Consider the following 20,460-nt stretch of genomic DNA (forward strand, 5'->3'; position numbering starts at 1 on the left):
TTATTATATAAATAATGAAAAAATTGGTAGATAGAAAGAAGGGGAAACATGGATTCGTATTATGTTCTTGTTGTCGATGACGAGAAAGAGATTCGGGATGTCATCGAGATTTATTTGAAAAATGAGGGTGTAACGGTGTTAAAAGCGAAGGATGGGCTGGAAGCATTAGAGATTCTAAATGAGCACCCGGTCCATCTCATTATTCTTGATGTAATGATGCCGAAGCTCGATGGGATTGCAGCCACCTATAAAATTCGCGGATCGAAAAACATCCCGATTATTATATTAAGTGCGAAAAGCGAGGATACCGATAAGATATTAGGTCTTCAGGTTGGGGCAGATGACTATGTCACAAAGCCCTTCAATCCAATGGAGCTTGTGGCCCGCGTGAAATCACAGCTAAGAAGGTTTGTAACCTTAGGTACATATGAGGGAATCAAAAAGGTAATTGATCTAAATGGGCTAATTCTAGATCAAGCGGCAAAAGAAGTAACAGTCCACGGGGAACCTGTGAAGCTGACCCCAATCGAATATAAAATCGTAGAGCTTCTAATGACAAATGCCGGCCGGGTGTTTTCTATTGATGAAATTTACGAACGAGTTTGGAAGGAGCCAGGCTATAACGCGGAAAATACGGTTGCAGTTCACATTCGAAAAATCCGTGAAAAGATTGAAATTGATCCGAAAAATCCAAGATATTTGAAGGTGGTGTGGGGGATTGGGTATAAAATGGAAAAATAAAGTTCTTATTGGAATCTGGGTGTTGCTGATCACGTATGGACTTGGAGGTATATTAACTGTTTTTACTACAGGAGAACGTCTTTTTACTCGTGATTATTTCCATACGGACAATTTTCAAAGCTATATGGACCAATTCCCAGGGTATTTTACTATGTTTGAGCTAACGAATATCCCATTGGAGGATGCGAAAAAGACGATTAAGGTTACAAAGGATGACATCAATGAGTATCGCTATCGGTACGGGAGTCTGTCTGAACAGGAAAATAACGTTAAAGAACAATATGAGCAACGAATCTTTGAAGCAAAGGCTAAAGAGGATCAAGTGACAGTGGATTCATTGACTTCTGAAAGAGACCAAAAGATTAAGGATATCATCAATACGTTTAATAGTGACAAGTATGTCCAACAAAAGATTGTGAAGGAAAAAGAAAAGAAGATAGAAAAGTACTTTAAAGAAAGAGAGAATTATCGCGAAGATTTTCAGCGCTTTAAGGATGCATTCCTATACTATTATCAGGACAAGGCCACGGGAAAAGTCTACACAAACCTTCAACTATCAGATGGAAAAACGGCGAAAGATGTAATGAACTCTAAAGATATGCTGTTTTATACAAATTATTATCTGCAGCAAGATGATCCCATGTATTTTGGCCCAGGTGAACATGATGTTATTAATGCCATGATTCCCAAATCAATGGAAACGTCCGGGATGCAACTCGGAGTGCCAAAGTCACTGTCTTCTGATAATTGGTTAATGTCTGAAGCAGAAAATTATAAAAAACAGCGAAACTTGTTATGGGTCTACGTTGTTTCAGGTATAATCGCCCTTCTCGTTGGCTTCTTAATCCGAAAAAATTCAAAAGGGATTCAGGCAGAAATTGAAAAATGGAGGCCATATTATAACAAGCTACCCGTTGATGTAAGGGTATTCCTTTTCATACTATTGGGAATCGGATTCATCTTCAGTTTGTTTGTAACAAACAATCAGGTCATTTATTTTTATGAAAATCCAATAAATGCTGGAAAAGACTTCGTGATTCTTCTTTTCATTGGGCTGATTTTGGGAGCAATTACTTTTGTCCAATGGAACTATCTAGCTGTAGTCGTAAAAGAGTGGAAAGCGATTAAAACCCAGTGGGAAAAAGCTTTGATTTATAAATCAGGAAAAAATAGCAAAGTTCTTTTTAAGAAAGCAGTTACAAAATTAAAAGAAGCCTTTTTAAATCAAACAGCGGCAACGCAGGTGTTTATTCTTTTAGCTGCAGCGTTTGGATTAGGGCTAGTTGCTGTGTTGGTTGTTGTACAACCGGTGTTTCTTCCATTTTATCTAATCCTAGTGGGGTGCACGGCAATTCCTATTGTCGTGATGCTGGTTAATCGGATGGCGTACCTAAACCAGATTGTTGAAAAAACGAATGAGCTTGCTGCCGGAAAGATGGGGCAGGATTTGGAGGTAGCTGGGAAATCAGTCCTGGCAACGCTTGCTGCCAATCTTAATGTGTTGAAGCAGGGAGTAAAAACATCCCAGAATGCACAGGCAAAGAGCGAACGCCTGAAAACCGAGTTGATTACCAATGTCAGTCATGACCTAAGAACACCGCTGACTTCTATCATTACCTATACTCAGTTGTTAAAAACAGATGAGGTCTCAACAGAGGAACGGACTGCTTATCTTGAAATTATTGATCGGAAGTCAAAGCGATTAAAGGTGTTAATAGATGATTTGTTTGAAGTATCGAAAATGGCGAGCGGCAATATTGAATTGAAAAGGGAAAAGGTGGATCTCGTCCAGCTATTGCAGCAGGCGCTGGGAGAGTATGATGATATGATTAAGGAATCCAGCCTGCAGTTCCGGGTTACAAATACGGAGAAGCCCATTAACGCGATTGTAGATGGACAAAAGCTTTGGCGTGTGTTTGATAACTTAATAGGAAATATCCTGAAATATTCAATGGAGAATTCCCGCGTGTATATAACGATTTCCAAATTGAATGATCAAGCGATGATTACTTTTAAAAATGTTTCTAGATATGAATTGAATGATAATAGTGATGAGCTATTTGAGCGGTTTAAGCGTGGCGACACTTCACGCCATACAGATGGCTCAGGTCTTGGCCTTGCGATAGCGAAATCCATCGTTGACCTCCACGAAGGCAGCCTTGAGATTGAGACGGATGGTGATTTGTTTAAGGTAAGTATATCATTGTGGCTTTCGGAATAGTCATTCTTAAGATATATCAACACTTTTTAGAAAGATATCAACACTTTTTAAGATATATCAACACTTTTTTAAAGCATATCAACAATTTCGACCGTCAAAAGGCGGTCATTCTTATTTTAACCATCGCCTCGTCGATATAGAAAATGAGCCATATAAAATTAATGTAAAGTGCAAGGTTTTCCATGAATAGATTAAAATAGGTCTTCCCGTCCTTTATAAAATAATATGAAAATGCAATAGGTTATAAAAATATATAGGTGTATTTTAAAAATAACAAGACAAAAGCAACCGCCAATGGTTGCTCTTGACTTGTTATTCGTGTTTTTCTGCAATCTTTGACTCGAGACTTGTACTCTGAATCGCTTCAGTGATTTTCTGCTTATTCTCCATCTGCTCTTCATCGGTCCGTGTTTCCCAAATACTATATTTAACGGTATTTGGAGGATTTTTATTTTCATTTTCCACTGATTCCACCTCCACTAAATAGGGTTTCTATTCTTGATAGAACTATTCACTTGGTGGAATGCCCAATTGGAAAATGATCTGAGTTCATCTCTGAACTGCTTTAAAGTGTCTTTTTTTAAAACAAACTTTTTTTATTAATAGAAGCAAGCTGCTCCAACGATGATTAAAAGAATAAATAATACTACGATTAAGGCAAAACCGCCAGCACCATAACCGAATCCACCGTAACCGCATCCGCCATAACCATATCCAAATCCACCGTAACCAAACATAATAATCCCCCTTTCAAGATTAAATACATTTTTTTCTTAATAGAAGCCGCCTCCAATATATGCAGCTCCTACAATAATAAGGAGGATAAACAATACAACAATCAATGCAAATCCTCCAGCGTATCCATCAGACATCTTATTACACCTCCTGATTTAGGTACTAACAAAATATGTAATGGATGAAAAGAATGGAAGGGCATATACCTATTTCAGGAAGATGTGAAGAGATCTTATGAAAAAAGGTAATTACTACATAGGAAAAAGGCAACGTGTTATTAATTTCGAGGTTCGGAATTAGGGACAAAAGTGGTGGGAGAACCGGGGAATGTGTCTCCAATAAGCGTAATAGGGGACAAAAAATCCACCCAAATCAAGAATAGGGTTTCCAATAAGCAGTATAGGGGACAAAAATAGCAGATGAATAAATAAATTTGTCCCCAACACCATCATGGCCGTAAAATCACCTTAATACAGTCTTCAGTTTTTGTATCAAATACCTCATACCCATGCTTTGCCTGATCCAACGGAAGGACATGGGTGATGATATCGCTTGGGTCAATTTTTCCTCCATTAATCATATCGTAGAGGAACGGCATATATGGAATGACCGGGGCCGGGCCTGTTTTGATATCAACATTGCGTTGGAAAATATCACCAAGTGGGAAGGCGTTGTATCTGCCGCCGTAAACCCCCGTAAGCTGAATCGTTCCGCCTTTTCTTACGGCCTGACTTGCAATTACAATTGCACCCATTGAACCGCCATGCAGCTTTAACCCGGAAGCAAGAAACTCGAGCGGGGTCATTTTCCCGTCCATTCCAACCGCATCAATCACGATGTCAGCCCCACCCTTGGTAATCTCAAGCAGGTAATCCCCAACATTTTCATGATCTTCAAAATTAACAATCTCAACCTTGTTCGTCCGTTTTGCATGCTCGAGACGGTACCCAACATAATCAACAGCGATAACACGTTTAGCACCCTTTAACCAAGAGAATTTTTGTGTCAACAAGCCAACGGGGCCGCAGCCTAGGAATCCTTTACACCCGCATGATCTACACTCCAGTAGGCGGTTGGTGCTGCATCAGCAAGCAGCACTAATTTTTAGTCCTCGACTTCACAATTATCGGGAATTTTAAAGGGAGTAAAGTTTCCGAATGGGACCCGCATGAATTCTGCCTGGCCACCGGCGTATCCACCTGTGGTTTCTGAATAGCCAAAGAAACCTGAACCTTGACCATGGGGGTTTTAACGAAGGCAACCACAATGAGTGCTTTGGCACAAGATCCAGAATTAAAGGCGATTCTAGCAAGTGATGTAACAACAGGCACACAGCATATCAAGCAGCTTCAACAGTTTTTGACGAATCGGGAGGATGTCCAATGAATCAATTCATACAAGGTCTTATGGGAATGGGTGGAATGACAGACCAAGTCATTGCAACGGATTTCTTGATTTCGGTCAAATCGGGGGTGCGAAATTATGCTGCTGCGATTACGGAGGCTGCCACTCCGGAATTAAGAGAAGCTCTTCGGGAACAATTAGGGGATGCCATTGAAACTCATGAAAAAATCACCAACTTTATGATGGCAAGGGGATATTATCATCCACATGAATTGGGCGACCAGCTTCAGGTAGATTTAACAGCAGCTGACACAGCTTTTAATCTTGCACAGAAATCGTAAAAAAACCCCAAGTCGACTTGGGGTCTTTTATCTATACTTTTTGCAAATTTATCACGGTCAGCAGACAAAGGTGGTTCTTCAAGCAGCCATTTTCAATCCAAATATTACCCCCGTCATCGTACAAAGTATTCCCAGACTTTTTTTATTGTCCAACCTTACTAAATCCCATCATTCAGGATCTTCCATTTTAAATATACCTAAAAATAAGGCTTTGTGCTCATAGAAAAAGGATAATGGTTCAAAATACAGAATAAGGACTTTTCTGTAATAAAATCTCATTTAAAAAAAGTTTAATGGTAAAGTTGGGAAGACAATGGGAAAAAGTGACCGCAAAGTTGAAATGCTTTTTTGGAGTATTGCCCTCCCTGGATTTGGGCAGCTTCTAAATGGTAAATATCTAAAAGGGCTATTATTTGTCGGATTAGAATTTTTGATCAATGTTAAAGCCCATTTTAACACGATTATCATGTTAAGTTTTCAGGGCGAAATCGTAAAAGCAATCCAAGTGACGAACTATCAATGGCTAATGTTTTATCCATGTTTATATTTTTTCGCCATGTGGGATGCATGGAAGGATGCTGGAGGTGGGAAGGACCGATATTCATTTATGCCTTTTGTGTTTGCTGCCTATTTTGTAACGGTTGGCTGTATGTATTCCAATACCCTTAAATTATTTGGAGTTCTAATCGGTCCTGTATGGCTTCCGATTTTGTTTATGATTCCTGGATTATTCATTGGTATGGTCATTCGGAAAATTATCCTCCATTTTTCATAGGATGATTTTTCTGTTTTAATAAAAAAGAAGCTAGGAATTTGAGCTTCTGTTGTTTGTTCTGGGTAGCTCATCTTATAAAGAAAGTGCTGCAACACCTGTTTTTAGTACAGGCTTTTAGCTTTTGCTTCATTCGTACTATTTTAGAACAACCAGTCCGTCAGGTATGATTGCCAGTATCTTTATTACACTCTTCAAAAATTCCACTCAGAAAATTTAGCCAAATTGAACGTATTTCCTATTATAATATCGCGGATATTAATTCAAATTAAGAAAATAATATTCAGCAAACGGAAAGAATAAATCAATTAAATTTTATATTGGGATAGCGAAGGAAACGTGAACTTTTATTCAACTTCCAGGAGTTTTCCATTGATATGAGGCTGTAATTCCTTTATGCTAGATATTGAAAGCGTTATATTGAAATAATATATTTCTTTACTCCGGGTCTTTAATATCCTCAAGTTGTATTTCAAAACAGCTTGATTACATTCACAAAAGGGGAGATATAGATGAGGAAAATTAGCTTAGCATGGCAAATTTTCATTGGGTTAGCCTTAGGTATCATTGTCGGTGCCATTTTTTATGGAAACCCGCATGTTGAAACTTATTTGCAACCAATTGGGAATATTTTTATTCGTTTAATTAAAATGATTGTCATCCCGATTGTTGTCTCAAGCTTGATCGTTGGTGTTGCCGGTACGGGTGATATGAAATCCTTAGGAAAGCTTGGGGGAAAAACACTTCTGTATTTTGAAATTGTTACGACCGTAGCAATTGTAATCGGTCTTTTAGCAGCAAATTTATTTCATCCGGGTTCCGGAGTGGATATGTCCCGTTTAACAAAAACTGATATAAATACGTATGTAGAAACCGCAAAAACTACGGAAACACATTCTATGGTTGACACATTTGTCAATATTGTCCCAACTAATATCATGCAATCACTTGCAAATGGTGACATGCTTGCAATTATTTTCTTCTCTGTTATGTTTGGGCTTGGAGTTGCGGCAATTGGAGAAAAAGGAACGCCGATTGTGAATTTCTTTAAAGGAACAGCCGAGGCCATGTTTTACGTGACGAATCAAGTTATGAAGGTTGCGCCGCTTGGTGTTTTTGCATTAATTGGGGTTACAGTATCTAAATTTGGTTTAAGCTCCTTAATACCACTCGGAAAACTTGTGATTGTGGTATATGGTGCGATGTTCTTCTTTATTCTGGTTGTGCTCGGACTTGTGGCAAAACTCGTTGGAGTTAATATCTTTAAATTCCTTAAGTATTTAAAGGACGAATTGCTCTTAGGTTATTCAACCGCAAGCTCGGAAACTGTTTTGCCAAAAATCATGGAAAAGATGGAGAAACTCGGATGTCCAAAAGCGATTACATCGTTTGTTATTCCAACCGGATATTCCTTTAACCTTGATGGATCAACACTTTACCAGGCGATTGCAGCATTGTTTCTTGCACAAATGTATGGAATTCATATGAGTATTGGTCATCAAATTACCTTAGTGTTGGTATTAATGATTACATCAAAAGGTATTGCTGGGGTTCCAGGTGTATCGTTTGTTGTTTTACTAGCAACTTTAGGAACAGTCGGCATTCCCGTTGAAGGTCTTGCCTTTATTGCAGGTATCGACCGGATTTTAGACATGGCCCGTACATGCGTGAACGTGGTTGGAAACTCCTTGGCTGCTATTGTGATTACAAAATGGGAAGGTCACAAGCTCGATGACTCTGGTGAAGAGCAAGTGGCGTAAATAAAAAAGGTGCCCCGGGCACCTTTTTTTCTTTTAAGCAATCTTTATGGCTTTCCCAAAAGGGACTTTTGGCAAAAATACATCTGGGACCAGCCAATAAAGCTCATAATCCACCTTTGTGATTTCTTCATAAATATAACCGGTTACGTCGGTTATGTAGAATAAGGTATCTATCTTTTCCTTTTCGGCCCATTCTAATACATCGGTATAAGAGGCTTTTCCATGTGTATGATATTTGATGGTGTCGGATTTAACCGGGGTAATGCTGCGTATTTTGAAATCGGCTTGAACGAGAAGGGTATCGGGCTTAACGGTTTCGAATAGTTTTACAATGTTATTAATTAGAATTGTTTGTACTTCAACGGATGAGGTATCAACTGCAAGAGCGATTTTTTTATCTTCTTTTTTTTGAATCATCGATAAAAGTCTCATATGCCATTTCAACTAAACCAACTCCCTTGTATTATGAGCAGCAGTTTTTAGTTTGCTTTTTCAGCGAAGAAAATATGTTGGTTAATGCTTCTAGCCTTCTTTTTTAAAGCAATTATTATAAAAAAGAGGAATTTGTACAAGTTGGGGATTTGCCAGTTCAATTTTTATATTTTCTACATATTTATATATAAAAATTATCATTTGGGGGGTGATGATGGTGCAAGGAAGAAAGAAACGAAAAAGTCTTTTTCCAATCTGTATTTTCCCGGAATATAGATGGTGTGGTCCGGGTTGCAGCGGTCCTGGAGCACCGATTAATGATGTTGATTACTGCTGCTATAGACATGACACCTGCCTCGATTACGGAATATCCCCCTGCCAATGTGATTATGAATTCATGGAATGTCTTCGCTATAAAAGAAATCCACATACACAAAAAGGAAGAAATGCAAATCTCATGTATGAATTTATGAAAATGAAAACATCACTAACCTGTGGAGGGTATAGAAGACACAGATAGTTTTTTGTAAGTGGGTAAACTCAGTAAAGATGCCCAGTAGGTTTTTAGTGTCAATAGTATCCTTCCTTAAAGGGAGTCTGATATTACCAGTTAATTACAAAATTTTCTTGATTATTCACTCAAATTAAAGTAGTATTAACTTACTATTTATGAAAAGGGTGACCATTAAGCCGATGATCTACTAATCCTATTGTAAGAAAAAATTCGTATCAACGAAAATATTTCTGGATAGGATTAGTGCGGACTTTTTTACATAAGTTATGGATAGTACAGGAAATTTAGTGTACTATGCCCATTTGTGTATGTTTTGCCTCCTGTCCAGGTTAGGAATATGGAGGTTTTTTTATGGAAAAAACAAAATCAGATATTACTGTCGGAGCGTTGTTTCGAAACCGGGTTATTCGTACCATTCTCTTATCCGTATTTTTCCTGCAAATTGGTATCTGGGTACGTAACTATTCAATTTTACTTTATGTCATTGAACGAACTAATGAAAATCCAGTAGCCGTTTCGCTTATTTCTGTAGCGGAATTTGCCCCGATCTTTCTGTTTTCCTTTATTGGCGGAACTTTTGCAGACCGCTGGCGTCCAAAGAGGACCATGATTTGGTGCGATTTTCTCAGCGCGCTCTCGATTTTTGTTGTCCTGCTGACACTTCTTTTCGGAAGCTGGAAGGTCATTTTCTTTGCGACCCTTGTTTCATCGATTCTATCGCAGTTTTCACAACCATCCGGAATGAAGCTATTCAAGATTCATGTCAAAGAAGAACTGATCCAAATGGGGATGTCGATGTACCAAACGGTATTCGCTTTGTTTATGATTCTCGGTCCAATTATTGGAACCTTTGTGTTTCAGCATTACGGCATTAATGCCGCAATTGCCATCATGGGAATTGCATTTCTATTGTCCGCAGCGATTTTATTCATGCTTCCTCCTGATAAAGAGAGTGAGGAAAATCAAGAGAAGACCACGCTTCTAAATGAAATGAAAGCAGGATTCCGTTATGTTTGGAACAGTCGTGCATTAACACTTCTTGGCGGTTGTTTTGCTGCTGCAGGCTTAGGGTTAGGGCTTACCCAGCCATTAGCTGTTTTCCTTGTTACCGAACGGCTTGGGCTGCCAAAAGAACAGCTGCAATGGCTGATGGCTGCTTTTGGAATCGGGATGATTTTTGGAGGAGCCCTGACAATTGGTCTTGCGAAAAAAACCCCGCCGCAAATCCTGCTTGCGCTTGGTATGTCGGTAAGTGCAATCGGATTCTTCGTAATGGGGGTATCAGATCAATTATGGCTGACCTTGACAGCCCAATTTATCAGCGGACTGTTCATGCCGTGCATTCATATCGGGATTAATACGATGATTCTGCAAAATACTGAGGCAGCTTTTATCGGAAGGGTTAATGGGATCTTAAACCCAATGTTTATGGGAACAATGGTCATTTCCATGAGTGCAAGCGGATGGTTGAAAAAAATATTTTCGCTTCTAACCATGTATGAAGCTTCAGCCCTGTTATTTATTGTTGGGGTGCTGGCCTTAGTGCCTTTATTTAAGCGATCTTCCTCGGTATTAAAAGGAACTGGAGAAATGTAATTGGCTATAACAAACAGAGCTTGGAAACCCAGGCTCTGTTTTATTTAGATTTCCTTAGAGCCTCCTTTTCCAAGTGACGTACCCACCTATAATAATTTAGTAAAATGAGCAGCAAAAAGGGATCAAGAATGGCTGCATGCCAGAGTTTCCACCAACCATAATGAAAATATCCCCAGGGTTCCGGCAGTAGGGTCACTAGTTCGTATAATAAAATGGCGATTACAAAAAAGAATATATAAACAGCTTTCTTTAGGAGATTGGCCGTGTAGGGAAAACGGTTAAGAAAAATGATGTTAACCGGTGGGACCAGAAACATATGAGGTATTAGCCCAGACCAATCGACATCTTTATCAAAATACCAATAGGCATGTAACTTGAATTCAATGATGGTGTCGAAAATGCTTTGAAAAGCGACCGTAAAAACCCAGATATGTGCAATCAGATTGGCAGTAAGAATTTTATTTATTTTAAAGGCAGTAAGGTTAAACACTATAATGGCAATAATAAGTCCAATCATGGAATTTTCCTTTTTTAAGATAATTTACCCATAGTGTTCGTTATTTTATACACCTCGTTAGCACAAAATAAGCCAGGCGCCTGCCTGACTTATCTTTTCACAACTTCAAATAATACGGCAACTCCAACACCACCGCCACTGCCAATCGCAGCTACAGCAAGACGAGCATTTTTCCTTCGCTGTACTTCATAGAACAGCCTCGTAACCAAAATGGCACCCGATGCTCCGTATGGATGACCGATGGTTAAGGCGCCGCCGGACACATTTAGTTTTTCGTACGGGATTGAAAGTTCCTGTGCGCACGCGGCAATTTTTGAAGCGAAGGCCTCGTTGATTTCAAAAAGATCAATCTCTTCAATGGTCAGCCCATTTCTTTTTAACAAAGTTTGGATGGCCGGAATCGGAGCTGCTCCGGGATAGTGGGGATGTACTCCTGCCGCCTGACTGTCAACGAAGCGGAGAACCGGTTTGTATCCAAGATGAAGTGCTGTAGACTCCTCCATTACAACCACGGCAGCTGCACCGTCATGAATTCCGCAGCTGTTGGCAGCGGTCACGGTCCCGTTTTTTACAAAAATCGGTTTTGCCCGTTTAAGCAGTGCGCTCATGTTTCGCTCCTTACTAAATTCCTCATCCCTGCTATGCCGTTTAACTGCGACGATTTCTTCTGTAAATAACCCTTCTTTATAAGCCTCCCAGCTGCGATGATAGCTTAACAAGGCGTATTCATCCTGTGTTTCCTTACTGATTCCAAATTTTTCTGCAACATATTCAGCCGCAACCCCCATATCTGGATCACCGATATGATCAGGTGAGAAGCGGGCTCTTTTTGGAAAAGGTGAGGTGCTTGGACTTTCGACACCACCGGCTAGATAGCATTGACCTGCACCCCCTTGGATATAATAGGAAGCCATGCGAATCGCTTCGAGACCGGCACTGCATTGGCGATCTAGGGTTACACCGGGGACCTGAAGTGGAAGGCCTGCTGTTAAGGCTGAAAGCCGGGCAATATTTCCTCCGGGCCCTGTCACATTTCCTAAAAGACAATCGTCAATCTGATCCTCGATACCTCTTGCTAAGTGCTGAAGCAAGGGAGCAGCCAGCTCATGGGGCTGTAGGGATTGAAATATTCCATTTTGTTTTCCGATGGGGGTTCGCTTTGCTTGGACAATGACTGCTTTTTTAATGGTTGTTCACCTTGCTTTCGACCAATTCGATTACCTGCCTGCGGGCAATTTTTCCGCCGCTTGTATAGGGCATTTCATCGACGAATACCCATTTTCGCGGGATTTTAAATGAAGCAAGTTTTTCCTTGCACAATCTTTGAAGTTCCAATTTTGTGGCGGAGCCTTTGACCACTGCGGTTACGATTTGTCCCCAGTAAGGGTCATTTACTCCAATAACGGCTACTTCCTCTACTTCATGATGTAAGGAAAGTACTTTTTCAATTTCTTCCGGGAAAATATTGATGCCTCCATAGAGAATCATGTTCTTTTCCCGACCGACAATATACAGGTATCCTTCTTCATCCAAATAGCCCATGTCATGAACGGTAAGCCAATCATGTTCTGCTTGAACTGTGTTGTGATCGGGCTCCAGGTATCCGCTGAAAATCATTTTACTTTTTACGAAAATTTTTCCTGTTTGATTCGGCTTTGCCAGCTTAGAATCCTGCAGGCGAATTTCGATTTTTACATTATGGCAGGGCCTTCCGACAGAACCCGGTTTTCGTTCCATTTCCTGATCGGATAATACGGTTACAAAGCTTAGCTCGCTTGCCCCGTAAAACTCATACAGGGTCAGGTTCGGAAACTGGCTGCGGACCTGGCGTTTGGAATGATCCTCCCATTTGGCCCCGGAGGAAAGAATCTTTAGCGGCCTTTCGATGGTACGTTCTGCCTGAAAAAGGGAGGAAATCATCGTCGGGACAACATAAAGAACGGTAATCGGAGCCGTCTCAATCCACCTCATTGCCTGGGATGGGATGTATTTTTCAAGCAAATAAACGGTTCCGCCCAGATACAGCGTACTGATTGCACCGTAGAGGAAGTGGGAATGAATCAGCGCCCCAGGGATCAGAACGTGGTCATTCTCATCCATCTGGAAATCAACGCGGTTGCAGGCAAAGCTTGCAACCCACGAGTTGTGTGAGCGAATAAATGCTTTCGGATTACCTGTCGTACCGGAAGTGAATCCCATGTAAAAGGGAAGTTCCCCGTTAGAGTGCATGGTTTCCAGGGCAGATCCCCGCTGAATTTCCTCCAGGCATTCTTCCCAAATGTAAACTTTAGTGGAGAGATGGAGGTTTTTTAATAGTGTACTCTTGGATTTGGTGGTAATCAGTAGAGACGCCTTGGAAACTGCAAGTCGTTTTTCTACCTCTGATTCGGTCCATTTTATATCAAAGGGGACCGCTGTCCAACCGGCTGCAGCTGCCCCCGTAAACAGCTGCAGAAAAGGAATCCCATTCGGAAGCAAAATCGCAACCGTCCTATTGAGAGAGTGGAAGGATCCAAACCAATTCGCCGTTCGACAAACCCGTTCATACCACTCCTGATATGTAATCCTCTCCCCAGCCGTTAAAACCGCTGTTTTCATTGGAAACTTCTTTGCATGATTTGCATATGAGTCAGTAATCGAAGCCATCTTTATTCTCCTCTCTAGATGAATTCGACAAATTTCGGGTGGCGACAGGCACCACCCGAAATTTGTCGAATGATAGTAAAAAGAGACACCGTTATAGTGTCTCTGCGTTTTTATGCAGGTTTCGTTTTATTGCCGGTGATTTGGCTAGTCTGTATACGAGGTAGGATGCTAGGGTTGCTTTTAGGATGTCTCCCGGGATATAGACTAGGCTGGTGATGATGGCGTCAGTAAGTTTGATGTGCATGATGAAGGCTTGGACTGGAATGCCGATTATGTACATCATGAGTATTCCAACGGTTAGGTTGATGAATAGGATTCTTCCCAGACGCAGTTTGCTGAAACGAGAGATGAGATAGCCGAGGCACAATGCGGTAATCGGCCATGAAATTAAATATCCGGCGCTTGGTCCTAAGAATACGGCAAAACCCCCACGTCCCCCCGACAATAGCGGTGCACCCGCTGCAACTAGCAAAAGGAAAATAATCATACTCCAAGCCCCGCGTTTCGCGCCTAATACACCGCCGGCAAGCAGAACGCCAAACGTTTGCAGGGTGATGGGAACTGGTGTAAACGAGAGCATGATTGGCGGGACAAAGCCTAAAGCTCCCATAAAGGCTGCTAATAAAGCAACATATGTAATATCTAACAGTTTCATATTCCATCTCCTCATATTTAACTATAAATTCATACCTTTTTCAATTTTTATTGTAAAAGCGGCAAGAATATATGTCAACCTAATTTTACGATAAGTTAACATATAAAAATAAAATATTGGGAAAATCGCTCTATTTTTTCAAAAATATTGATAGATTTTGAATGTTATTTCCCAATCTTCCCCAGCTTTTTCCCATGCTATAATTATTTTGAAAATTATAAATTCTCTTTCAGGAGGTCTAAAGTAGATGAAAAAACGTACATCACTTGTTCTTGCCCTTGGTCTAACAGTAGGAGCAGTCATGCCATTTACGGCTGCAGCACAAGCCAAAACACCGTATAATGTGATGGCTGCAAAGGAAGATCAGTTCAATAAAGGTGCAAAGGTGACCTGGAAAAAGGGACAAGCTGTTCCAACCTTTGTGCATGGAAAGCTATCAACTAAAGGTCATAAAGACAAGGAAGCTATTAAACAATTTATTAAAGAGAATAAACAAATCTATCAATTAGATTCGGAAAAAGATCTCACATTATTAACTATTCAAACCGATGAAATTGGCAGCACACATTATGATTTTGTTCAATCGGTGCAAGGCATTCCTGTCGACGGGGCAGCCTTTAAGGTTCATACCGATAAAGACGGAATTGTAACTGCTGTCAATGGGGATGTATTCCCAGAAGCGTCCAGTTATTTTAAAGGGAAGCTAAAAGCACAGCTTTCCAAGGATGCAGCGCTTTCCAATGCATGGAAATCAATCAATCTGACAAAAGATGAAACACTAATTGATGCCGAAGCCGGCCCTAGAGGAGAAAAAGAACGGGGGCTGGTTGAAAAGAGTAAGCAAGTAATCTATAAAAAAGGGAATGACTTCTATCACGCCTACAAAATCAATCTTCAATTTATTCAGCCGTATCCGGCCAACTGGGTCGTTTATGTGGATGCAAACAATGGAAAGATCCTAGATTCCTATAATGCAGTGGCAGAAGGAACGGGTGTTGGTGTTTTAGGTGACACCAAAACCATTAACACCTATTATTCGGGAGGAACTTATTATTTGTACGATACGACGAAACCGATGAGTGGCGTGATTGAAACAAGAACAGCAGCCAATAGAACGCGTTTACCAGGTAACTATTCGGTTGACGCTGATAATAATTTTAATTCGACCTCCCAGCGAGCAGATGTAGATGCCCACTATTATGCCGGTGTTGTTTACGACTATTATAAAAATAATTTTAACCGTAACAGCTTTGATAACAATGGCGCAACCATTCGTTCATCGGTCCACTATAGCAAAAATTACAATAATGCCTTCTGGAATGGCTCGCAGATGGTGTATGGGGATGGCGACGGGACAACCTTTACCTCTTTATCTGGTTCACTGGATGTCGTCGGCCATGAGCTAACCCATGCAGTTACTGAACGAACAGCCGGATTAGAGTACCAATATCAATCAGGGGCCCTAAATGAATCGATTTCCGATACGTTCGGAGTGTTTATGGATCGTGGCGATTACTTAATTGGGGAGGACGTTTACACACCGCAGAAATCAGGAGATGCTCTAAGAAGCTTATCCAACCCGAAACTCTATGGTCAGCCGGATAATATGAGCGGCTATGTGAACACAACCTCTGACAATGGCGGGGTACATACAAACAGTGGTATTCCAAACAAAGCCGCCTATTTAACGATTCAACAGGTCGGATTCGATACGGCTCAAAAAATTTATTATCGTGCCCTAACCGTTTATCTATCACCTAAGAGCAACTTTAGCGATGCCCGCGCCTCTCTTCTTGCTGCAGCGGCAGACCTTTACGGGTCAGGCAGCACTCAATATAGTGCAGTAGCATCTGCTTGGTCACAGGTAGGAGTCTATTAAAAATAGCACTGGTAGGACTGGTAATAATTTGCCAGTCCTACTTGACTTATTAGTTTACAAAAATTAGAATATTCTTAATATAATTGGAGGTGCAGGGAGCGAGGAATTTGATCGGAGAACGGATTCGCTATTTTCGAAAAATGAAAAATATCACGCAAAAACAGCTGGCAGAGGGCATTTGTGCCATCTCCTATCTTTCAAAAATTGAGAGTGGAACAGCTGCTGCGAGTGAAGAAGTTATTCGGTTGCTCTGTGAAAGACTAGAACTCGGTGATGGCACGTTAGATGAAGGCTTTGATGGGGACTTGTTGAAAAAAATGGATCCATTTAAATTAGCAGTAAAGAACAAACAATTTCCAGAAGCTGAAAAAATGAATGAGTCCTTAAAGGAAGCCATACAAAAGAGTCAATCACAGCAGGTTCATATGAAGTATGATACGTATCTGTTTGGCCTTTATGTTTTTTCTGGAAAAACCGAGCTGGCCCAATCTTTACTCGCAAAAATTCAAAAATACCCGGAGCTTTTGCAGGACAGGCCGCATCTTCGTTTTGACTACTATTATTTTTTAAGCATCTATTATTATTTTCAAGAACAATTTCAACAGGCGATGGTTTGCAATGAGAATATGATTCTTTTGTTTAATCTTCCCGAAGTGACTGAGGTAGAAAAAGGAAGAATCTATTATAACCAAGCCCTTGCCTGTACGAGTATCTATCAATATTTTCAATCGATTCTTTTAACTCAAAAGGCCTTAGAATTTTTCCGCCGGGAATTTGATAATGAAAGTAGTCTAAATTCACTTATTTTATTAGGGGTCAACCATCGCCGCGTTCATAATTACAATGAATCGGAACGATTTTTAAAAAAGGCTTTGCAATTATCGCTAAAATTAAAGGATGATCATTCGACTTCAATCATTTACCACAACTTAGGTTATTTATATTCCAGTATGAATCGTTCTGAGGAGGCACTTCAATATTTCCAGGCGGCTCTCGATTCAAAGGGCATTATGGACCATGAGCTTTTAGGTACGTATTACTTAGTGGCAAAGGAATATATGAATCTTGGAAATAAGCAGGAGGCAAGAATATGGTGCGGTCAAGCACTTTCAAAGCTTAAAACTGTGCCAATTGATGAATACCATTACCATATTCATTTGCAGAATCTTGAGATTGAGCAAGTAGAAAACAGCCAATATGAAGAATTGCTGCTAGAAGCGATCCACTATTTTGAACAGATGCAATTATATCATTATGTTACGGAATGCTCGGAAAAACTGGCGAACTATTATTTTAAAGATACAAAGTATAAAAAAGCGAGTGAATATTACCGATTAGCCAATGACGCCCGTAAGAAAATTAACTAAGGGGGAATGTATATGTTAAAAAAATTAATCTTGGTGACCGTGATCATCGGGGCATTTCTTGCCGGTGCATTAAAGGTGTCTTCTAGCCATGATACAGCTCATGACATCCTGCCAAAAGTGATTTACTCACAAGGAAATGAAACTTTGTAACGGAATAATGACAAAAACCTTGCCAGTGTGAGCAAGGTTTTTATTATGCAAAAAAAGAGATTGGTATATCCACCAATCAAAATTATGGGAAGTTTTTGGACTTTTAGGTTCCAAAACCTTAATTAAGTTACTCTTATCTTATAACGTACATGTGTAGAACTTAGGGAGAAGTTGTGTGGAAGTTGTGAAGATTCCTTCATCAAAAAATGATTGCAGGAACAAGCGCCAATTTTAACCGATATAACTTAGGGCTTAAAGGTGCTTATCTTTTTAGCAGGTTAGCCTACATCAACCTGGGTCTTAATCGCTTCTACATTGCTATCCATTTCATTCGTATACGCATTCTTAACAGGTACAACTGCAAGGGCAATGGCCGCAATTATTCCGGGGATAGCAAATGCTATGAAATTTAAATGAATCGGTAAAGAAATCGACAAAAGGAATCCGCCTAAAAGTGGTCCAGCCATTCCGCCAATCCTGCCTATACCAGAAGCCATTCCTAAAGCAGTGGACCTAATATACGGTGGATAGTACTGAGAAACATAGGCTTGGACAATATTTTGGGAACCAATGGTCGCTGCACCCGCAATGGATACTAATAGGTAGATTAAAAATGAACTTCCGCCAAAACCTAGTAATGTTAAAGCAATTGCTCCAGAGGCGTACATCGGAACAAGCATCTTTTTGGAACCGTATTGATCACAAAGTCGACCAATAATAAGTGTTCCGATAATGGCACCGCCTTGAAGTGCAATCAGGAAGCCCAGACTTGAATTTAATCCATAGCCTGCTTCGATCATTAATTTAGGAAGCCAAGTATTTAAACCGTAGACCATTAATAAACAACTGAAAAATGCAATCCAAAACATAACCGTGCTTACTGCTCTTTTATCTTTAAATAATCCAATAATCGGAACCTTTGTTTCTTGTGTTTTCTGTACTTCTACGATTTCATCATTTAGATTAAACGTGGACTCTGGACTTACCTTGGAAAGGGTAGTGATTAATTTTTCCTTCTTGCCAGTTCGAATAAGGTAACTGGCAGTTTCAGGCAATTGTTTTTGCATAAATGGTAAAAGTAATAGAGGCAGGCCCGCAAACCAAAAAATGGCCTCCCAGCCGAACTTAGGCATTAAAAAGATTCCTAATAGTGGAGCAAGAATCCCCCCGACTGAATACCCGCATAATACGATGGATACAATCATACTTCTCATTTTTTTAGGTGCATAATCTGTCAATAACGCAATGACATTTGGCATAATCCCGCCAAGACCTAGTCCGGCTAGAAAGCGAAAAGTGGAGAAAACAGTTGGTGTTTGGGCGAATCCGCAAAGAAATGTAAATAAGCTAAACAAAAGGAGGGTAATCGCAATAACATTTTTCCTTCCAATCCGATCGGCAAGTGTTCCGAACAGGATAGCACCGAACATCATACCAAATAACCCATAGGTTCCGATTGCTCCGGCTTCAACAGGAGTAAGGTTCCATTTTTCAATTAGGGTGGGCACGACGGTTCCATATACAACAAGATCATATCCGTCAAACGAGATGATGAAGAAACTCCATAATAGTAGGATTAAATGAAAGCGGTTAAATTTACTGCCAGCGATAACTTCTGTTGAATTAATCTTTGCCAAGTTTTTTCCCCCTATTTTCAAAAAAAGTTTAATGATAATGCTTACTAAATTGCTAAAAATTATTCTTTAACTATTAACACCACCTTTACTTTATATATAGTGGAAATGGTTCTCTATTTATGGATTATAAACAACGATTAGTATATTTTCAATATTTTGTTTTTAATATTGATTATTTTCTGTAAATTAGGGGCCGAAATTTATTATAATAAAACGAAAAAAAGCGGGGATTCCCCCGCTTTTTATCTATACCTAATTATTTAATTTCTCTTGAGAATTATATCCGAAACTACCGGATATTTCTTTGCTGATATTGATTAAATATTGACTTAGATCATCCTCTTCATGATCCGGGATGAATTGAGAAAAACCTACAATCGTTACGGCTCCAAGCAGTCTTTTTTTATAATTAAATACAGGGAAACTAACAGAGGATACGGATGAAACCAACGGTTCCCTTGCAAAGGAGATTTCTTTTTCTTGGATAAGAAACCGTTCTTCTTCAAGCTGACGAACTTTTTCTTGTGAAAGCTGCATGAATTCCTTTGTCTTCCAATCGTGAATCATTTGCTCATCCATAAACGCCATAAATATTTTTCCGGTTGAGGAATGAATAGGGAGGAAAGTTCCTATCTGAGCGCCAATATTATAGCCTCGATGAATGTTAATATCTTTAACAATCATCGGGCCATTGTGTGTCCAGCTAGAATATAGAACCGTACTCGAACTTTTCTCATTAATTTCTTGCAGAAAGGGTGTAACCCGATCAACAACATTTTCGTGGTCTGCTGCTGCCATTCCGTATTCAATTAACTTACTTCCCAACACATATTCTCCGGTATCCTTGCTTCGATAAAGGATTCCTAATTGGGTAAAGGTATTTAAATATTTGTAAAGATTACTCTTTGTAATTTGCGTTAGATCCTGAATATCGGTAAATTTTAATGGTTTTCCTTGTTTAGCAATTAAATCGACAATACCCATTCCAATCTGTAAGGATTGAATTGTCGTTCCTTTTTTCGTGACTTCCATAATGATCCTCCTACAGAGCTCTATTATTCCCTATATTAGCATAGCGGCTAATGATATCCCACAGGCAAACAAAAGTTCAATTTTCTGAAAGTACTTTCTATTAATAATATTGACAATATGA

The 20,460-nt window shown here is 39.9% G+C and carries 20 protein-coding genes and 1 pseudogene; 10 read left to right on the forward strand and 11 right to left on the reverse strand.

Annotation, left to right across the window (positions count from 1 at the left end; all coding sequences use genetic code 11):
- Positions 1–48 precede the first annotated feature (48 nt).
- On the forward strand, positions 49–741 hold the full coding sequence (locus tag M028_RS0105665) for a response regulator transcription factor (protein ID WP_026573036.1): 693 nt from the start codon (positions 49–51) through the stop codon (positions 739–741).
- On the forward strand, positions 719–2,962 hold the full coding sequence (locus M028_RS0105670) for a sensor histidine kinase (protein ID WP_026573037.1): 2,244 nt from the start codon (positions 719–721) through the stop codon (positions 2,960–2,962). The genes M028_RS0105665 and M028_RS0105670 overlap by 23 nt, the downstream gene beginning before the upstream one ends.
- A 312-nt stretch (positions 2,963–3,274) precedes the next feature.
- On the opposite strand, the gene M028_RS32660 is transcribed toward M028_RS0105670, so the two are convergent.
- The 4 genes and pseudogenes from M028_RS32660 to M028_RS29505 form a co-directional block, all read right to left on the reverse strand.
- A complete protein-coding gene (locus M028_RS32660; RefSeq protein ID WP_155925481.1) occupies positions 3,275–3,427 on the reverse strand; it encodes a hypothetical protein in 153 nt (50 codons plus the stop codon).
- A gap of 134 nt (positions 3,428–3,561) precedes the next feature.
- A complete protein-coding gene (locus M028_RS34035) occupies positions 3,562–3,699 on the reverse strand; it encodes a YjcZ family sporulation protein (RefSeq protein ID WP_081810668.1) in 138 nt (45 codons plus the stop codon).
- Positions 3,700–3,735: 36 nt separating this feature from the next.
- The gene (locus M028_RS31960) at positions 3,736–3,834 is read right to left on the reverse strand and encodes a YjcZ family sporulation protein (RefSeq protein WP_081810669.1); all 99 of its coding nucleotides are present in this window, start codon (positions 3,832–3,834) and stop codon (positions 3,736–3,738) included.
- A 311-nt stretch (positions 3,835–4,145) separates the two neighbouring features.
- Positions 4,146–4,930, reverse strand: a pseudogene (locus M028_RS29505) (zinc-binding dehydrogenase); the annotation flags it as partial.
- A gap of 149 nt (positions 4,931–5,079) precedes the next feature.
- Between M028_RS29505 and M028_RS0105700 the strand changes: the two are divergent.
- The 3 genes from M028_RS0105700 to M028_RS0105710 all read left to right on the forward strand — a co-directional run bounded on the left by M028_RS0105700 (position 5,080) and on the right by M028_RS0105710 (position 7,914).
- Positions 5,080–5,382 (forward strand): spore coat protein, encoded by a 303-nt coding sequence (locus M028_RS0105700; RefSeq protein ID WP_026573038.1) that lies wholly within the window; start codon positions 5,080–5,082, stop codon positions 5,380–5,382.
- Between the two features lie 313 nt (positions 5,383–5,695).
- A complete protein-coding gene (locus M028_RS0105705) occupies positions 5,696–6,157 on the forward strand; it encodes a hypothetical protein (RefSeq protein WP_026573039.1) in 462 nt (153 codons plus the stop codon).
- Positions 6,158–6,666: 509 nt separating this feature from the next.
- Positions 6,667–7,914, forward strand: a complete 1,248-nt coding sequence (locus M028_RS0105710; RefSeq protein ID WP_026573040.1) for a cation:dicarboxylate symporter family transporter — start codon at positions 6,667–6,669, stop codon at positions 7,912–7,914.
- Positions 7,915–7,947: 33 nt separating this feature from the next.
- On the opposite strand, the gene M028_RS0105715 is transcribed toward M028_RS0105710, so the two are convergent.
- Positions 7,948–8,358, reverse strand: a complete 411-nt coding sequence (locus M028_RS0105715; protein WP_026573041.1) for a VWA-like domain-containing protein — start codon at positions 8,356–8,358, stop codon at positions 7,948–7,950.
- Between the two features lie 305 nt (positions 8,359–8,663).
- On the opposite strand from M028_RS0105715, the gene M028_RS33290 reads away from it, so the two are divergent.
- Entirely contained in the window at positions 8,664–8,819 is a 156-nt protein-coding gene (locus tag M028_RS33290; protein ID WP_197031380.1) for a hypothetical protein, read from the forward strand.
- Between the two features lie 392 nt (positions 8,820–9,211).
- Positions 9,212–10,456, forward strand: coding sequence for an MFS transporter (locus tag M028_RS0105725; RefSeq protein WP_026573042.1), 1,245 nt, complete (start codon positions 9,212–9,214; stop codon positions 10,454–10,456).
- Positions 10,457–10,496: 40 nt separating this feature from the next.
- Here M028_RS0105725 and M028_RS0105730 read toward each other — a convergent pair whose 3' ends face one another.
- The 4 genes from M028_RS0105730 to M028_RS0105745 form a co-directional block, all read right to left on the reverse strand.
- On the reverse strand, positions 10,497–10,973 hold the full coding sequence (locus tag M028_RS0105730; RefSeq protein ID WP_026573043.1) for a hypothetical protein: 477 nt from the start codon (positions 10,971–10,973) through the stop codon (positions 10,497–10,499).
- 89 nt (positions 10,974–11,062) lie between these two features.
- A complete protein-coding gene (locus M028_RS0105735) occupies positions 11,063–12,160 on the reverse strand; it encodes an acetyl-CoA C-acyltransferase (RefSeq protein ID WP_026573044.1) in 1,098 nt (365 codons plus the stop codon).
- Positions 12,156–13,619: an AMP-binding protein gene (locus M028_RS0105740; RefSeq protein ID WP_026573045.1), complete on the reverse strand. Its 1,464-nt coding sequence runs from the start codon at positions 13,617–13,619 to the stop codon at positions 12,156–12,158. The genes M028_RS0105735 and M028_RS0105740 overlap by 5 nt, the downstream gene beginning before the upstream one ends.
- Positions 13,620–13,710: 91 nt before the next feature.
- On the reverse strand, positions 13,711–14,274 hold the full coding sequence (locus tag M028_RS0105745; RefSeq protein ID WP_026573046.1) for a biotin transporter BioY: 564 nt from the start codon (positions 14,272–14,274) through the stop codon (positions 13,711–13,713).
- A 247-nt stretch (positions 14,275–14,521) separates the two neighbouring features.
- Here M028_RS0105745 and M028_RS0105750 point away from each other — a divergent pair, with 247 nt between their 5' ends.
- From M028_RS0105750 to M028_RS32665, 3 genes are all read left to right on the forward strand, one after another.
- Positions 14,522–16,153 (forward strand): M4 family metallopeptidase, encoded by a 1,632-nt coding sequence (locus M028_RS0105750; protein WP_026573047.1) that lies wholly within the window; start codon positions 14,522–14,524, stop codon positions 16,151–16,153.
- A gap of 107 nt (positions 16,154–16,260) precedes the next feature.
- Positions 16,261–17,520: a helix-turn-helix transcriptional regulator gene (locus tag M028_RS0105755; RefSeq protein WP_026573048.1), complete on the forward strand. Its 1,260-nt coding sequence runs from the start codon at positions 16,261–16,263 to the stop codon at positions 17,518–17,520.
- A gap of 12 nt (positions 17,521–17,532) precedes the next feature.
- Positions 17,533–17,670 (forward strand): hypothetical protein, encoded by a 138-nt coding sequence (locus M028_RS32665; RefSeq protein WP_155925483.1) that lies wholly within the window; start codon positions 17,533–17,535, stop codon positions 17,668–17,670.
- 278 nt (positions 17,671–17,948) lie between these two features.
- Here M028_RS32665 and M028_RS0105765 read toward each other — a convergent pair whose 3' ends face one another.
- Entirely contained in the window at positions 17,949–19,307 is a 1,359-nt protein-coding gene (locus tag M028_RS0105765; RefSeq protein WP_026573049.1) for an MFS transporter, read from the reverse strand.
- Between the two features lie 252 nt (positions 19,308–19,559).
- Positions 19,560–20,339 carry an IclR family transcriptional regulator gene (locus M028_RS0105770; protein WP_026573050.1) on the reverse strand — a complete coding sequence of 260 codons (780 nt, stop codon included), beginning with the start codon at positions 20,337–20,339 and terminating at the stop codon, positions 19,560–19,562.
- Positions 20,340–20,460: the final 121 nt, after the last annotated feature.

It is taken from the genome of Bacillus sp. UNC438CL73TsuS30, assembly GCF_000482325.1.
Taxonomy (GTDB): Bacteria; Bacillota; Bacilli; order Bacillales; family Cytobacillaceae; genus Neobacillus.

Excerpts from the sequence above, each read along its gene's own strand:
- M028_RS0105665 (WP_026573036.1), top strand. The coding sequence starts at position 49 with ATGGATTCGTATTATGTTCTTGTTGTCGATGACGAGAAAGAGATTCGG.
- M028_RS34035 (WP_081810668.1), bottom strand. The coding sequence starts at position 3,699 with ATGTTTGGTTACGGTGGATTTGGATATGGTTATGGCGGATGCGGTTAC.
- M028_RS31960 (WP_081810669.1), bottom strand. The coding sequence starts at position 3,834 with ATGTCTGATGGATACGCTGGAGGATTTGCATTGATTGTTGTATTGTTT.
- M028_RS0105700 (WP_026573038.1), top strand. The coding sequence starts at position 5,080 with ATGAATCAATTCATACAAGGTCTTATGGGAATGGGTGGAATGACAGAC.
- M028_RS0105705 (WP_026573039.1), top strand. The coding sequence starts at position 5,696 with ATGGGAAAAAGTGACCGCAAAGTTGAAATGCTTTTTTGGAGTATTGCC.
- M028_RS0105710 (WP_026573040.1), top strand. The coding sequence starts at position 6,667 with ATGAGGAAAATTAGCTTAGCATGGCAAATTTTCATTGGGTTAGCCTTA.
- M028_RS33290 (WP_197031380.1), top strand. The coding sequence starts at position 8,664 with ATGATGTTGATTACTGCTGCTATAGACATGACACCTGCCTCGATTACG.
- M028_RS0105725 (WP_026573042.1), top strand. The coding sequence starts at position 9,212 with ATGGAAAAAACAAAATCAGATATTACTGTCGGAGCGTTGTTTCGAAAC.
- M028_RS0105730 (WP_026573043.1), bottom strand. The coding sequence starts at position 10,973 with ATGATTGGACTTATTATTGCCATTATAGTGTTTAACCTTACTGCCTTT.
- M028_RS0105740 (WP_026573045.1), bottom strand. The coding sequence starts at position 13,619 with ATGGCTTCGATTACTGACTCATATGCAAATCATGCAAAGAAGTTTCCA.
- M028_RS0105745 (WP_026573046.1), bottom strand. The coding sequence starts at position 14,274 with ATGAAACTGTTAGATATTACATATGTTGCTTTATTAGCAGCCTTTATG.
- M028_RS0105750 (WP_026573047.1), top strand. The coding sequence starts at position 14,522 with ATGAAAAAACGTACATCACTTGTTCTTGCCCTTGGTCTAACAGTAGGA.
- M028_RS32665 (WP_155925483.1), top strand. The coding sequence starts at position 17,533 with ATGTTAAAAAAATTAATCTTGGTGACCGTGATCATCGGGGCATTTCTT.
- M028_RS0105770 (WP_026573050.1), bottom strand. The coding sequence starts at position 20,339 with ATGGAAGTCACGAAAAAAGGAACGACAATTCAATCCTTACAGATTGGA.